The sequence below is a fragment of the Aquaticitalea lipolytica genome (assembly GCF_014641635.1).
Taxonomy (GTDB): Bacteria; Bacteroidota; Bacteroidia; order Flavobacteriales; family Flavobacteriaceae; genus Aquaticitalea; species Aquaticitalea lipolytica.
In genome coordinates this window covers 918947-934704 of sequence record NZ_BMIC01000001.1, presented here as the reverse complement: position 1 = coordinate 934704, position 15758 = coordinate 918947, and the positions used below count along the sequence as shown (strand labels likewise).

The 15758-nt window shown below is 31.5% G+C and carries 15 protein-coding genes; 9 read left to right on the top strand and 6 right to left on the bottom strand.

Annotated elements, in window-relative coordinates:
* Positions 1 to 30 precede the first annotated feature (30 nt).
* Genes IEW41_RS04395 through surE form a run of 4 tightly spaced genes read right to left on the bottom strand, consistent with a single transcriptional unit; the run spans position 31 to position 2790 of the window.
* Positions 31 to 609: a C40 family peptidase gene (locus tag IEW41_RS04395; protein ID WP_188605112.1), complete on the bottom strand. Its 579-nt coding sequence runs from the start codon at positions 607 to 609 to the stop codon at positions 31 to 33.
* Positions 606 to 1727, bottom strand: coding sequence for a lipid-A-disaccharide synthase (gene lpxB, locus IEW41_RS04390; protein WP_188605111.1), 1122 nt, complete (start codon positions 1725 to 1727; stop codon positions 606 to 608). Before lpxB ends, IEW41_RS04395 begins: the two co-directional genes overlap by 4 nt.
* A 3-nt stretch (positions 1728 to 1730) precedes the next feature.
* Positions 1731 to 2021 (bottom strand): hypothetical protein, encoded by a 291-nt coding sequence (locus tag IEW41_RS04385; RefSeq protein WP_188605110.1) that lies wholly within the window; start codon positions 2019 to 2021, stop codon positions 1731 to 1733.
* Positions 2014 to 2790 (bottom strand): 5'/3'-nucleotidase SurE, encoded by a 777-nt coding sequence (gene surE / locus IEW41_RS04380; protein ID WP_188605109.1) that lies wholly within the window; start codon positions 2788 to 2790, stop codon positions 2014 to 2016. The genes IEW41_RS04385 and surE overlap by 8 nt, the downstream gene beginning before the upstream one ends.
* A 237-nt stretch (positions 2791 to 3027) precedes the next feature.
* Here surE and IEW41_RS04375 point away from each other — a divergent pair, with 237 nt between their 5' ends.
* Positions 3028 to 5160 carry a carboxy terminal-processing peptidase gene (locus IEW41_RS04375; protein WP_188605108.1) on the top strand — a complete coding sequence of 711 codons (2133 nt, stop codon included), beginning with the start codon at positions 3028 to 3030 and terminating at the stop codon, positions 5158 to 5160.
* Between the two features lie 5 nt (positions 5161 to 5165).
* Positions 5166 to 6260: an ABC transporter permease gene (locus IEW41_RS04370; RefSeq protein ID WP_188605107.1), complete on the top strand. Its 1095-nt coding sequence runs from the start codon at positions 5166 to 5168 to the stop codon at positions 6258 to 6260.
* Here the strand turns inward: IEW41_RS04370 and yihA are convergent.
* Positions 6257 to 6871: a ribosome biogenesis GTP-binding protein YihA/YsxC gene (yihA, locus tag IEW41_RS04365; RefSeq protein ID WP_188605106.1), complete on the bottom strand. Its 615-nt coding sequence runs from the start codon at positions 6869 to 6871 to the stop codon at positions 6257 to 6259. The two genes, IEW41_RS04370 and yihA, sit on opposite strands and share 4 nt — an antisense overlap.
* Before the next feature lie 3 nt (positions 6872 to 6874).
* Positions 6875 to 7639 carry an alpha/beta fold hydrolase gene (locus IEW41_RS04360; protein WP_188605105.1) on the bottom strand — a complete coding sequence of 255 codons (765 nt, stop codon included), beginning with the start codon at positions 7637 to 7639 and terminating at the stop codon, positions 6875 to 6877.
* A gap of 299 nt (positions 7640 to 7938) precedes the next feature.
* Here IEW41_RS04360 and mraZ point away from each other — a divergent pair, with 299 nt between their 5' ends.
* The 7 genes from mraZ to murD are packed head-to-tail and all read left to right on the top strand — an operon-like array spanning position 7939 to position 15705.
* Positions 7939 to 8409 (top strand): division/cell wall cluster transcriptional repressor MraZ, encoded by a 471-nt coding sequence (mraZ, locus tag IEW41_RS04355; protein ID WP_188605104.1) that lies wholly within the window; start codon positions 7939 to 7941, stop codon positions 8407 to 8409.
* The gene (gene rsmH / locus IEW41_RS04350; RefSeq protein ID WP_188605103.1) at positions 8396 to 9292 is read left to right on the top strand and encodes a 16S rRNA (cytosine(1402)-N(4))-methyltransferase RsmH; all 897 of its coding nucleotides are present in this window, start codon (positions 8396 to 8398) and stop codon (positions 9290 to 9292) included. Before mraZ ends, rsmH begins: the two co-directional genes overlap by 14 nt.
* Positions 9289 to 9606 carry an FtsL-like putative cell division protein gene (locus tag IEW41_RS04345; protein ID WP_188605102.1) on the top strand — a complete coding sequence of 106 codons (318 nt, stop codon included), beginning with the start codon at positions 9289 to 9291 and terminating at the stop codon, positions 9604 to 9606. Before rsmH ends, IEW41_RS04345 begins: the two co-directional genes overlap by 4 nt.
* Positions 9607 to 9665: 59 nt before the next feature.
* A complete protein-coding gene (locus IEW41_RS04340) occupies positions 9666 to 11618 on the top strand; it encodes a PASTA domain-containing penicillin-binding protein (RefSeq protein ID WP_188605592.1) in 1953 nt (650 codons plus the stop codon).
* Positions 11618 to 13081 carry a UDP-N-acetylmuramoyl-L-alanyl-D-glutamate--2,6-diaminopimelate ligase gene (locus tag IEW41_RS04335; protein WP_188605101.1) on the top strand — a complete coding sequence of 488 codons (1464 nt, stop codon included), beginning with the start codon at positions 11618 to 11620 and terminating at the stop codon, positions 13079 to 13081. Before IEW41_RS04340 ends, IEW41_RS04335 begins: the two co-directional genes overlap by 1 nt.
* A 55-nt stretch (positions 13082 to 13136) precedes the next feature.
* A complete protein-coding gene (gene mraY, locus IEW41_RS04330; protein ID WP_188605100.1) occupies positions 13137 to 14372 on the top strand; it encodes a phospho-N-acetylmuramoyl-pentapeptide-transferase in 1236 nt (411 codons plus the stop codon).
* Position 14373: 1 nt separating this feature from the next.
* Entirely contained in the window at positions 14374 to 15705 is a 1332-nt protein-coding gene (murD, locus tag IEW41_RS04325; RefSeq protein ID WP_188605099.1) for a UDP-N-acetylmuramoyl-L-alanine--D-glutamate ligase, read from the top strand.
* Positions 15706 to 15758: the final 53 nt, after the last annotated feature.

The window sequence follows — 15758 nt, the reverse complement described above, 5'->3', positions numbered from 1 at the left end:
TTCTATTTATCGTTTTTCAATTTTTATATGTTATAAAATCCTTCGGGCTTCAACAAACGAAGTAAACCAATAACGCTCTGCTAAAGACGACACAATAACTCCTGCTTGGGTTGTAGAATGGATGAACTCTACTAATCCAGTTCGTGAGGTTACAACCAAACCAACATGCGATATTGTGTTTCTCTTTTTAGGGTTAGTGTGAAAAAATAGTAAATCACCTTCTTTTACATCTTCAATTTTTATTTTAACACCTTTTGTTGCCATATCTCTGGAGCTTCTAGGCAATAAAATATCGTAGGCTTTAAATGATTCAAAAACTAAACCAGAACAATCCATTCCGCTTTTTGTTGTGCCACCATATTTATACCTCACACCACTAAATTGTTTGGCATAATCTATAATATTAAAAGCTAAAACTGTTTCTGTTTTATTCGAATTAGTATTGGAAACATCTGGAAAATCTGTTGTATTAAGTTTTACTGAGTTGTCTTCAGGCAATGTTGTTTTGTTTGGCCTTGTATTTACATTGGTTGGAGCTTTAGTATTCTTAGAAGATTTACAATTATAAAAGCAAACAGATAAGCATATTAGTATTAGTAATTTTTTCATGAATTGTTATTTTTTATAGCATTAAAAATCAGACTAGCAGTTTTTTCACTAGCGCCTTTTCCACCAAGTTTTTTCTCTAATTCAAAATAATTCATAAATATATCTTCTCTTTTACTTTTGTTTAAAATATTATTAAGTTCTTTTTTAAGTCGTTTTGGGTTAAAATCATTTTGTATTAATTCGGTAACCACTTCCTTATCCATTATTAAATTTACTAAAGAAATAAATTTTAATGTTATAATACGTTTAGCAATTTGATACGAAATAGAATTAGCTTTATAACAAACAACTTGAGGTACTTTAAATAATGCTGTTTCTAATGTTGCTGTTCCAGAAGTTACTAATGCAGCAGTTGAAACACTTAATAAGTTGTAGGTTTCATTATTAATAAATGAAACATTGGCTTTTTTTATAAATGTATCATAAAATGCTCTGTCTTGACTTGGCGCACCAGCAATCACAAATTGATAATCTTTAAAATCATTTACTAAACTTAACATTACACCCAGCATCTTGGTAATTTCTTGTTTTCTGCTTCCTGGAAGTAAAGCAATAATAGGTTTGTCAGATAAGGCATGTTTTGCTCTAAACTCATATTCATTTATTTGAGTCCTGTCTGCAATAGCATCAATTAAAGGATGTCCAACAAAATTTACTTCATAGTCATGTTTGTCATAGAATTCTTTCTCAAAAGGGAGTATAACATACATAGCATCAATATCGCGTTTTATTTTTTCAACTCTACTAGCTCTTGATGCCCAAACTTGTGGGGAAATATAATAATGTGTTTTAAAATTTTGTTCTTTAGCCCATTTTGCAATACGAAGATTAAATCCTGAATTATCAATAAAAATAATTACATCTGGTTGAAAATTCTTAATATCGTTTTTACAATATTTTATAAGCCCTAAAATTTTTCTTAGGTTAAAAATTACTTCAGCAAAACCCATAAACTGGCGTTCTTTGTAATGTTTAACTAAAGTGCCACTAACAGACTGCATTAAATCGCCTCCCCAAAATCTAAATTGAGCATTAACGTCTTGTTTTTGTAATGCTTTCATTAAATTGGAACCATGTAAGTCTCCTGAGGCTTCGCCAGCGATAATGTAGTATTTCATGTGTTATGAAAAATATAAGTAATATACAATAAATGCAACTAAAAAGGTTGATAATACAATGCCTCTTGCTCTATAGTCTTTTTTCTTGTTAAGTAAAACAAAAAAAGCAATTTGACTAGGTATTGCTCCTAAAGCTAATAAAGCCCAAAGACGATTTTGTTCTTTTATAATATCGAAAGTTGAGGTAAACGATAGCTTTTGAAAGAAACTAAAAATGATAGTAGTTATAATAACACCAATTACCGTCGAGAGAATACCTATAATAAAACCAATAAATACTTCTTTTTTAATCATTTAATTCCCAAGTGTTTAAATTTTGAATTGCATGATGAGCAGTTAAATCAAATTGAACAGGTACAACAGAAATATAATTATTTTTTAAAGCCCATTCGTCAGTGTCTTCACCATTATCTAAATTTACAAATTTACCAGTTAGCCAATAATATTCTCGTCCTTGCGGATTTTTTCGTTTATCAAATTCCTCTTCCCAATTAGCTTTAGCTTGCCTGCAAACCTTAATGCCTTTAATGTCTTTTTTAGCAAGATTAGGAATATTAACATTTAAAACAACTCCATTTGGTATCCCATTTTTAAGTGCATTTTTAACAATAGTTTTTACAAAAGGCTTTGCGTGTTCAAAATTCGCATTCCAATTATAATCAAGTAACGAAAATCCAATTGCAGGTATGCCTTCAATGCCAGCCTCTAAAGCAGCACTCATTGTGCCAGAATATATTACATTAATTGATGAGTTTGAGCCATGGTTAATACCAGAAACACATAAGTCTGGTCGTCTGTCTAAAATTTGTTTTACTGCAAGTTTTACGCAATCAGCTGGAGTTCCAGAACAGCTATATTCGGTTTGATTCCCTTTATCTATAACTACTTTTTCTACAAATAAAGTAGAATTAATTGTGATGGCATGACCCATTCCGCTTTGAGGACTATCAGGTGCAACAACAACTACATCGCCTATTTCGTTCATTACTTCAATAAGAGCTCTAATTCCTGGAGCTGTTATTCCATCATCATTTATAACTAAAATAAGTGGTTTTTTTGACATAAATCTATCTTAAATTAAGGCTACTAAAATACATAATTTACCATTGAAATGCCCTATAAATAAGGTTTAACAAAAAATTAGTAGAGATTGGTTTTATTGGCATGATTTTTTCTTTTACTTTAGTGAAAAATATGCGTGAAATTTTATTATCTTATCAACCACACTTACAATAAGTAATATAAAGTGTAGTTTAATATAAATTGATTTCATAGTCCTAAAATTAATATGATGAACATTATGAAAAGGAATTATAAATTGTTGTTACTAGTACTGTTATTAGCTTTTGCTTCTTGCAGTTTTACAACAAAAAAATTTAGTGATCCAGACAAAGATAAATTACTTGTACAATTAATTACATACGTGCTCGATCAAGGTCATTTTAGCCCTAAAGATTTAAACGATAGTTTTTCTGAGCAAGTTTTTGACGATTATTTAGAGCAACTAGACCCATTTAAACGCTATTTCTATGCGTCTGATATTAAAGAATTTGCTGTATATAAAGACAAGTTAGACGATCAAATAAAAGCTTATGATTTATCGTTTTTTAATCTCACTCACGAGAGATTATTACAGCGTTTAGAAGAATCTAAGCAGGTTTATAAGGAAGTGTTGTCTGAACCTTTTAATTTTAATATTAAAGAAGATTTTTCGACAGATTATAAAGATTTACCTTATGTAAATAGCAAAAAAGAAATGAAAAATCGTTGGAGACAACAACTTAAGTTTTCAACAATTGCTAATTATGATGATTTAATCTCTCAACAAGAAAATGCAGTAAAAAATAATTCTGAAAAACCTAAATCACTTTTAGAAATAGAAAAAGAAGCTAGAGAAACTACTTTAAAATCTCTTGATGAGCTTTACGATTTTATTGATGACAGACAACGCCAAGATTGGTTCTCAGTTTATATTAATGCTATTGTAGAAGAGTTCGATCCGCATACATTTTATTTTGCACCTGAAGAAAAAGACCGTTTTGATGTAGCTATGTCTGGTAATTTTGAAGGTATAGGAGCGCGTTTACAGAAAAAAATGGATGTCATCACTATTAACGAAATTATTAGTGGAGGACCAGCATGGAGACAAAACAAGTTAGAAGTTGGTGATCAAATACTTAAAGTAAAACAAGATAGTGACGAGCCAGCAGTAAATGTTGTAGGTATGCGCTTAGATGATGCTGTTAAATTAATAAAAGGACCAAAAGGAACTGATGTTATTTTAACATTAAAAAAAGTGAATGGAACTATTGAAGATTTAAGAATTACACGAGATGTTGTTGAGTTAGAAGAAACTTATGCTAAGTCTTCAACAGTGATTAAGGACGGAAAAACATTTGGTGTTATAAACCTTCCAAAATTCTATGTAGATTTTGAAGATTATAACAAGCGTAATGCAGCGTCAGATATAAAACTAGAAATTGAAAGATTAAAAGCAGAAGGTATTGAAGGATTAGTTTTAGATTTAAGAAACAATGGAGGAGGATCTCTACAAACTGTTGTTGATATGGCAGGCTTATTTATTAAAGAAGGTCCTATAGTACAAGTAAAAACTGCAGGTGAGCCAAAAGAAGTATTAAATGACAAAGATCGTTCTATAGTTTGGGATGGTCCATTAGTTATTTTAGTGAATGAGCTTTCAGCATCTGCGTCTGAAATTTTAGCAGCTGCAATGCAAGACTATAAACGAGCAATAGTAATTGGTAGTAAACAAACCTATGGTAAAGGAACTGTTCAGAATGTATTAGATTTAAACAGAATGGTACGTAATAATACTAATGGTGATATGGGAGCATTGAAGTTTACAACTCAAAAATTCTATAGAATTAATGGTGGCTCAACGCAATTAGAAGGTGTAAAAAGCGATGTTGTAGTACCAGATCGTTATAGTTATATTAATGTTGGAGAGAAAGACCAGGAAAACCCACTTGCATGGGATAAAATTGAGCCAGCAGATTATACCTTATGGGAAAATTACTTTGATTATAATAGTACTATAGAGAAAAGTAAAGAGCGAATGGCAAATAATGAGCAATTAAAATTAATTGACCAGAACGCTCAATGGGTTAAAAAAATTAGAGACAGAGAAATTTATTCTCTTAATTATGACGATTATAAAGCTACTTTAAAGCTAAACGAAGAAGAGGCAAAACGATTTGATAAACTTTCAGATTATAAAACAAATCTAACTTTTAAATCATTGCCTTATGAGAATAAGCAAATGGAAATTGATAGCGTTTTAAAACAAAAGCGTGAACGCTGGCATGAAAGTTTAAGCCAAGATGTATATATCGAAGAAGCGTTAAATGTTTTAAACGATTTAAAAATGGCTTATCCAGTTAAAACTAAAGTTGCTACAAATGCAAAACAATAGTATAAATGAGTAAAGACAATAACTCATTATCTCAATTAGCGCTCCAAAAGTTCAAGAAGAACATTTGGGGCGTTTTAAGTTTTTGGTTTATTGTATTTGTTGGTGTTATTTCGATTTTTGCTTATGTTTTAGCTCCAGATAATTCTCAAAATGCAAATCAAATGCATTTAACAATCCATTCAAAAAAGCCTGGATTTAATGTTCAAATGCTAACAATCCCTTCACAAATTAAAAATGAGCAGTCATTTTTTTCAAAAGTGTTTTATGGAGTCAAAAACACTGATACTGAAATACCTATTACAAATTATAAAATTGAAAATAATGAGTTAGTTTATACCGAATACGCATCAGATGGATTGGAAGGTGTAACAAAACAGATATCATTAAATTCTTTTCCAAATCAAGATTATAAGCAATTTATAACCCTAAAAACATTTCAATTTGGAACAGATAAGTATGGGAGAGATTACTTAAGTAGAATATTAATTGGCTCTAGAATATCTTTTTTTATAGGTTTTATAGCTGTTTTTATTTCTTTAATTATTGGCATTTTTATGGGAAGCATTGCTGGTTATTTTGGAGGCAAAGTAGATGCGATAATTATGTGGATTATTAATGTGACTTGGTCCATACCAACACTACTGCTTGTAATTGCAATTACATTAGCTTTAGGCAAAGGGTTTTGGCAGGTTTTTATAGCAGTTGGATTAACAATGTGGGTTGAAGTGGCTAGAGTTGTGCGAGGACAGGTTATTAGCGTAAAAGAAATGCAATATGTTACAGCTGCAAGAGCATTAGGGTTTAATGATTATCGTATAATAACAAGGCATATATTGCCAAATATTATGGCTCCAGTAATAGTCATTTCTGCAGCTAATTTTGCAGGAGCTATACTTATAGAAAGCGGATTGAGTTTTCTGGGTATTGGAGCACAACCACCAATGGCAAGTTGGGGAGCAATGATAAAAGATCATTATAATTACATTATTTTAGGTAAGCCTTATCTAGCATTAATACCTGGTTTGTGTATTATGCTTTTAGTTATGGCTTTTATGTTAATTGGTAATGCTTTGCGTGATGCTTTAGATGTAAAAAACTAATTCTGTCTTAGTTTATTAATTTCCTGATTTGTAATATCTATATTTTGAAGTACTTCATCTCTGCCAACCGAAGATGTTGACGAGGTTATAAAATATGTAGGTGTTTCTTCCCAAGTTTTTAGTAACTCTTGAGTATAAGCCTCTACATTTCGCTCAATAGCTTTTGGTTTTAGTTTGTCGGCTTTTGTAAATATAATTGAAAATGGAATCGCATTTACTCCCATCCATTCCATAAACTCTAAATCTATTTTTTGCGGCTCATGTCGAATATCTACTAATACGAAAGCAGCAACCAATTGTTGTCGCTTTTCAAAATAATCTGTAATAAACTTTTGAAATTTCTTTTTTGCAGTCTTTGAGACTTTTGCATAACCATATCCAGGTAAATCTACCAAAAACCAATTTTTATTAATCAAAAAATGATTGATTAACTGTGTTTTTCCAGGACGTCCAGAGGTTTTTGCTAAATTTTTATGGTTAGTTAGCATATTAATTAACGAAGATTTTCCGACATTACTTCGACCAATAAATGCATATTCTGGGAGCACATCTTTAGGGCATTTAGCCACTTCAGAATTGCTCATCACAAATTCAGCAGTTTTAATAAGCATAATTTATAGTTTTCGGTCAGTCAACCATTTATCAAGAATACTATTGAATTCATCAGGATGCTCCATCATTGCAGCATGTCCGCATTTATCTATCCAAAACAAATCTGAATCAGGAAGTAATTGATTAAATTCTTCAGCAACTTCTGGTGGAGTCACATTATCATTTTTACCCCAAATAATGCAAACAGGAAGTGACATTTTTGGTAAATCTTTAGCCATATTATGGCGTATTGCACTTTTAGCAATGGCAAGTGTTTTTATAAGCTTATTTCGGTCGTTTACAGTCTCATAAACTTCATCAACAATCTCTTTTGTTGCAATTGCAGGATCGTAAAAAACTTCTTGAGCTTTTTTCTTTATAACTTCATAATCACCACGCTTGGTGTAGCCTCCACCCATAGCACTTTCGTATAAGCCAGAGCTACCAGTTATAACAAGAGCTTTTACTTTTTCTGGATATAATTTTGTATGATATAATCCAATATGACCTCCAAGCGAGTTGCCTAATAAAATAACATCATCTAGACCTTTAAAAGCAATAAAATCATGAAGATATTTAGCAAAGCTTTTAACATTGGTTTTAAGTAAAGACATAGAATATATTGGTAATTCAGGTATTATAACTTTATAACCCTTGTTACCAAAATAATGTAAAACAGCATCAAAATTACTTAATCCACCCATTAATCCGTGAAGAACAATAATTGGTTTGCCTTCTCCAACTTCAATATAACTGTAATTTTTTTCTTTTTTTAAGAGGTGTTTCATGTAATTGGTTAGTCATTTACTTAAAAAACAAATATAGTCAAATCATTCAAATTTTATTTCTTTTTCACAAGACTTCCAAAGATTAATCAAATAATAGTTTTCGACAAGCAATTGATAAGTTTTTTACCACTTTTTAACATATTGATATTTAGAGTGTTGTAGCTTTTTGTGGTGCCCTAAAAATATAAAAACACGCTCATTTTTTAAAATTTATTAACAAAAGTGGTAAAATGTGGTAAAATGTGGTAATATTTTCAATATATTTGAATTCTAGTCGTTAGAAACATAAACCAATCAGTTTGAACTCATTAATTGGAACATACGAGTGTAAAGTTGATGCCAAAGGAAGGCTGATGCTACCTGCTTCGATAAAGAAGCAGTTATCTCCTATGCTTCAAAATGGTTTTGTTTTAAAGCGTGCTGTTTTTCAGCAGTGCCTAGAATTGTATCCAATGACTGAATGGGAAGCATTAATGCAAAAAATGAATAAGCTTAATCGCTTCAAAAAAAAGAACAACGATTTTATTCGTCGTTTTACAGCTGGAGTTAAAATGGTTGAGGTTGATAGTGCAGGACGTTTATTAATCCCGAAAGATTTAATGTTATTCTCAGATATTACTAAAGATATTGTTGTGTCTTCAGCAATAAACATTATTGAGATTTGGGATAAGCAGAAATATGAACAAGCAATTGATGATGCAACAGTAGATTTTGCTGATTTAGCAGAAGATGTAATGGGACAAGATGATGATAACAATGGACTATCATAATGCAGTTTTACTTAAAGAGACAGTAGATGGTTTAGATGTTAAGCCAGATGGTGTTTATGTAGATGTCACCTTTGGAGGTGGAGGACATAGTCGTGAGATTTTAAAACGATTAGGGCCAAAAGGGAAGCTGTATGCTTTTGATCAAGATAAAGACGCTCTTTTAAATACTATTGATGATAATCGCTTTACACTGATTAACGAAAATTTTAGATTCATTAAACGATTCTTAAGGTTTTATGGAGTTAAAGAAGTTGATGGAGTTCTTGCAGACTTTGGAGTTTCTTCTCATCAGTTTGATGTTGCCGAACGAGGATTTTCTACTCGCTTTGAAGCTGATTTAGATATGCGAATGAATCAAGACAGTCAATTGTCGGCTTTTCATGTAATTAATAAATATGAAGAAGAGCAATTAAAGAATGTGTTATTGCAATATGGCGAATTAAGACAAGCTCCTGCAATGGCAAGAGTGATTATTGAAGAACGAGTTCAAGGAGAAATTAAATCGAGCGAACACCTTAAAGAAGTTTTAAAAAAATTTGTAAAACATAAAAACGAGCATAAAGTATTAGCACAGATTTATCAAGCTATAAGAATTGAAGTGAATCAGGAAATTGAAGCTTTAAAAGAATTATTAAGTCAAATGCCTGAAGTTTTAAAAGTAGGTGGGCGCTTAAGTTTTATTTCTTACCACTCTTTAGAAGACAGGTTGGTAAAGCGCTTTATAAGAAACGGATTATTTGAAGGAGAACCTGTTCGGGATGTATATGGAAATTTTGAAGTGCCTTTAAGAAAAGTTGGAGGTTTAATAGTGCCATCAAAAACAGAAATAAAAGAAAACAATAGAGCTAGAAGTGCAAAGTTAAGAGTTGCAGAAAAAATATGAAACAAAGTATTTACAGCATATTAAAAGGTAAATTTTTGGTTAGTGATGATTCTTTTAAAAATTGGAGAATCATCATATTCATTTCTGTTTTAGCGATTATTATGATTGCTAGTTCGCATAGTGCAGACAAAAAAGTGCATGAAATTGCACAATTAAATAATGAAGTAAAAGAATGGCGTTCGGCATTTGTTGATGGACGTTCAAAATTAATGAGGCTAAAAATGGAGTCGGCTCTTGTTGAAAAAATGGCAAAAAAAGGAATAGCGCCTTCAGTGATTCCACCAAAAAAAATAAAAGTAAAAACTCAAGAATAAGCTAAGTGGCAGTTACAGAGAAACGCATATTAAACCGATTGTATTTTGTTGCAAGCATTATGTTTGTTTTCGCAATAGCTATTGCTTTTAAGTTATTTAATATTCAATTTGTTCAAGGAGAAAAATATAGAGATTTAGCAGAGCAACGTACTATTAAAAATGTTATAATTCCTGCTAACAGAGGTAATGTTTATGCTTCAGATGGAAGTTTGTTAGCAACTTCAATACCTAAATATGATATAAGGCTCGATGCAATTACGCCAACAAATAAAATATTTGAAAAATATATAACACCGTTATGTGACTCTCTATCAAAATATACAGGTAAATCGTCTAGCTATTATCAAAAAGATATTAGAAAAGCAAGAGCTAATAAAAACAGGTATTACCTAATTGCAAGAAATATAAATTATACAGACTATACGCGTTTAAGAAATTTTCCATTATTAAATCTTGGAGCTTTTAAAGGCGGATTAATTGTTGAGCAAACCACTAAGAGAGAACATCCAATGGGTGGAATTGCACAACGTACTATAGGCTATGAGCGTATTGATGAAGATAATAATGTAACTAGAGCAGGGATTGATGGTGCTTTTGGGGTAAAATATTTAAGAGGAACCGATGGTCATCGTTGGAAACAAAAAATAGGTCATGGACAATGGAAGCCAATAACAGACTTCAATGAAGTAGAGCCTAAAGATGGTTATGATGTGTACACAACTATAGATGTAAATATTCAAGATATAGCACATCATGCACTTTTAGAACAGCTTGAAAAATATAAAGCAGATCATGGATGTGTTATTGTAATGGAGACCAAAACTGGCGAAATTAGAGCTATTTCAAACCTAGGGCGTAATAGTGATGGTTATTATTATGAAAGGTTAAATTATGCAATTGGCGAATCTCATGAGCCAGGTTCTACTTTTAAATTAATGGCTTTAACTGCTGCTTTAGAAGATAAAGTTATTGATACAAGTGATGTTGTTGATACTAAAAATGGGGTCTTAACTTTTTATGGAAAGCCAGTAAGAGATTCAAAACATGGTGGATATGGAAAAATATCTATCGCTAAAGCTTTTGAGGTGTCTTCAAACACAGGCATTGTAGCAGCAATAGATAAAGCATATAAAAATCAACCAAGTAAGTTTGTTGAACGATTATATTCAATGAATCTTAATAACGATTTAGACTTGCCATTAATTGGTGAGCCTAAACCAATAATTCCAGATCCTAGAATTAAAAATGGCAGATGGAGTGGTATTGCTTTGCAGTGGATGGCCTATGGTTATGGAGTTTCGTTTACACCACTTCAAACATTAACTTTTTATAATGCTATTGCAAATGATGGTGAAATGGTGAAACCTCAATTTTTAAGAGAGGTTAGAGAGTTTGATAAAACAATTGTGCCTTTCAAAAAAGAAGTCATTAATCCGCAAATCTGTTCTAAAGAAACAATTCTTAAGGTAAAACAATTGCTAAAAGAAGTTGTTGAAAAACCACATGGCACTGGGCATAAGTTGTATTCGCCAAATTTTTCTATGGCTGGTAAAACAGGTACTTGTCAAAAGGATTATGCTCAAAAAGATAAACTGAGTTATATCTCATCTTTTGCAGGTTTTTTTCCTGCTGAAAACCCAAAATATTCTTGCATTGTGGTAATACATGAGCCAGATAAAAGTGTAGGGTATTATGGCGCTGATGTTTCAGGTCCTGTATTCAAAAAAATTGCTCAAAAAATATTTACAGATACACCAATTACAGACGAAGTTAAGTCACTTCAGTTTAAAAATACAATTGTAGATAATGATTTTCAGACCTACTATGATGTAGCCCAAACTTATAAAACCATAATGCCCGATGTTACAGGAATGCCAACAATGGATGCTTTAGCATTGCTTGAAAATATGGGACTAAAAGTTAAAATCGGTGGTGTAGGAATTGTAAAATCACAATCAATTGAAAAAGGAATAAAAGTAAAGCGAAATCAAACAGTCTTTTTAGAAATTTAATGACAGAGTTAAAAGACATATTATATAAGGTAACCATTAATGCAGTTGTAGGTAGTACAAGTGTAAAGGTGAATGCTGTTGATTTCGATTCTAGAAAAATATCAAAAAACGACGTTTTTGTGGCTATTAAAGGTAGTGTTGCTGATGGTCATAAGTTTATTGATGTTGCAATTAATAATGGTGCTGTAGCTATAATTTGTGAAGAGTTACCAATAAATCTTCAAGACGGAATTACTTATATACAAGTAGAAAGTGCAAGTCAGGCACTAGCATTTATGGCTTCAAATTATTATGAGAATCCTTCAGAAAATTTGAAACTCGTTGGTGTAACTGGTACAAACGGAAAAACTACAGTTGCCACTTTGTTATATCAATTATTCAAAAAAGCAGGCTATAAAGTTGGGTTACTTTCTACTGTAAAAATAATGGTTGATGACAAAGAGTATAAAGCTACACATACTACACCAGATTCATTAACTATTAATAAGTTTTTAAGTTTGATGAATGATGAAGGTGTTGAGTTTTGTTTTATGGAAGTAAGCTCACATGGAATACATCAAAACAGAACAGAAGGGTTAAAATTTGAAGGCGGTATTTTCACAAATCTGTCGCATGATCATTTAGATTATCACGACACATTTGCAGAATATAGAGATGTAAAAAAATCATTCTTCGATAATTTACCTAAAGATGCCTTTGCATTAGTAAATATTGATGACAAGAATGGGTTAGTAATGCTTCAAAACACAAAAGCTAGAAAAATTACTTATGCATTAAAAACCTATGCAGACTATAAAGCACAAATTTTAGAGAACCAACTCGGAGGTTTACTTCTTAAAGTTAATGAAAGTGAAGTTTGGACACGATTAATAGGCAATTTTAATGCTTATAATATATTGGCAATTTATGCTACTGCTGAATTATTAGGACTTGAAAAAGTTGAAAATCTTCGTCTTATAAGTGAGTTAGAAAGTGTTAGTGGGCGTTTTCAGTATTTAATTTCTGATGAAAAAATCACTGCTATAGTTGATTATGCACACACTCCAGATGCATTGCAAAATGTGTTAGAGACAATTAATAGTATTCGTACTAAAAATGAAGAGCTAATTACAGTAGTTGGTTGTGGTGGAGATAGAGATAAAACAAAGCGTCCGAAAATGGGACATATAGCTTCGGCTTTGAGTACTAAAGTCATTTTCACAAGTGATAATCCACGTAGCGAAGTACCAGAAACAATTATTGAAGAGATAGAAAAAGGTGTTGAACCTCAAAATTTCAAAAAAATTGTTTCAATTGTAGATAGAAGACAAGCCATAAAAACAGCTTGTCAATTAGCGCAACCTAATGATATTATACTAATTGCAGGAAAAGGTCACGAAACTTATCAAGAAATAAAAGGTGAACGATTTGATTTCGATGATTATAAAATAGTACAAGAACTTTTAAAACAATTACAAAAATAATTATCTAAATGTCACCTTGAGCGTAGTCGAAAGGTCTTAAAAATGAAATTATAATATGCTGTATTACCTATTTGAATATTTAGAAAAGCACTTTCAGATTCCTGGAGCATCTCTTTTTGGGTTCATCACCTTCAGAGCTGCAATGGCTATAATTCTGTCGTTGCTTATTTCAACTATTTATGGTAAGCGCATTATTAAATTTTTACAAAGACAACAAGTAGGTGAAACTATTAGAGATTTAGGATTAGAAGGTCAAGTGGAAAAAGCTGGCACACCAACAATGGGTGGAATTATAATAATTCTAGCAACACTTATTCCTGTAGTATTACTTTCAAAGTTAGATAACATATATGTTATTCTTTTAATAATTACCACGCTTTGGATGGGAACCATAGGGTTTATTGATGATTATATCAAAAAATTTAAAAAAGACAAAGAAGGACTAAAAGGAAGGTTTAAAGTTTTAGGTCAAGTAGGATTAGGAATAATTGTAGGCGCAACATTGTTTTTTCATAAAGATGTAACTATAAAAGAAGAATTGCCACAAAAGCAACAGCAGGTTTTAGTGATGTCTAATGCTCCAATTACCAAACAATTTAAGCCTGAAGAAAAATCAACAAAAACAACAATTCCATTTGTAAAAGAAAACGAATTCGATTATGCAGATGTTATTACTTGGATTAACCCAGAGTTAGAAAAATATTCTTGGATTGTTTTCATACTTGTAAGCATCTTTATTATCACAGCAGTATCTAATGGTGCAAATCTTACGGACGGAATTGATGGCTTGGCAGCAGGCACATCAGCAATTATTGTCCTCACTTTAGGGATTTTTGCTTGGGTTTCTGGTAACATCATTTTCTCAGACTACCTCAATATAATGTACATCCCAAGAGTAGAAGAGATTACTATTTATATCGCAGCATTTGTGGGAGCACTCATTGGGTTCTTATGGTATAATACTTATCCAGCTCAAGTGTTTATGGGAGATACAGGAAGTCTTACAATTGGTGGAATTATAGCAGTTATAGCAATTGCAGTTCGTAAAGAATGGTTAATTCCTGTATTGTGCGGAATTTTCCTAGCCGAAAACTTATCTGTAGTCATGCAAGTAAGTTGGTTTAAATACACAAAGAAAAAATATGGTGAAGGACGACGCATTTTCAAGATGTCGCCTTTGCATCATCATTTTCAAAAATCAGGTTACCACGAAAGTAAAATTGTAACACGATTTTGGATTATAGGAATCCTACTCGCAATTGTATCTATAGTGACACTGAAAATTAGGTAGAATGAAACGATTAGTGATTCTAGGAGGAGGAGAAAGTGGTTTAGGTACAGCGCTTTTGGGTAAAGCAAAAGGGTATGAAGTTTTTGTTTCAGATAAAGGAACAATTAAAGAAAAATATAAAAACGTTCTTATAAATAATGAGATTGAATTTGAAGATGAGCAGCATACAGAATCGAAAATACTGAATGCTGACATTGTGATGAAAAGTCCAGGAATTCCTGACAAAGCACCTTTGGTAAAACAAATACGTGATAAAGGAATTTTGGTGATTTCTGAAATTGAGTTTGCTTCAAAATATACCAATGCAACTATTGTAGGTATAACAGGAAGTAATGGTAAAACAACAACAGCAACATTAACGCACCATATTCTAAAACAAGAATTAGAAGTTGGTTTGTCAGGAAATATTGGTGAAAGTTTTGCAAATCAGATTTTAGAAAAAAATTATCCAAACTATGTGTTAGAAATTAGCAGTTTTCAGTTAGATGATATTGTAGATTTTAAACCACATATAGCTGTACTGTTAAACATCACACCAGACCATTTAGATAGATATGATTACAAGTTTGAAAATTATATCAATTCTAAATTTCGAATAGCCTTGAATCAAACCAAAGAAGATTATTTAATCTACGATGCAGATGATGAGGTTATTAATGAGTGGTTAATGCTAAACAAAATTCAATCCACATTATTGCCATTTTCATTAACAAGAGTCATTGAAAATGGAGCGTATTTAGACAAAGAGAATATAAAAATAACAATAGATAACAACCAGATAATTATGCCAACAGCAAATTTAGCTTTAGAAGGAAAACACAATATTAAGAATGCAATGGCAGCGTCGACTGTGGCGCATTTGTTAAAAATTAGAAAACAGACAATAAGAGAAAGTTTAGAAAACTTTCAAGGTGTTGAGCATCGTTTAGAGCATGTACTAAAAATTAATAAGGTGCAATATATAAACGACTCAAAAGCAACTAATGTTAATGCAACATATTATGCATTAGAAAGTATGGATACACCAACGGTTTGGATAGTTGGAGGAGTTGATAAAGGCAACAATTATGAAGAACTTTTTCCTTTTGTAAACGAAAAAGTAAAAGCTATTGTTTGTCTAGGTGTTGATAACGAAAAATTAATGAGCACATTTAGCAATATGGTTGATGTTATTATTGAAACACAATCAATGAATGAAGCAGTAAAAATTGCTTACAAACTTGCTGAATCTGGTGATTCTGTATTGTTGTCTCCAGCATGTGCAAGTTTCGATTTGTTTGAAAATTATGAAGATAGAGGTCGCCAATTTAAAGATGCGGTTAGAAATTTATAATTAAATCATTCTGTTAAAACAGAATTTAAAAGGTTAGTGTTTCTGTGTTTGGT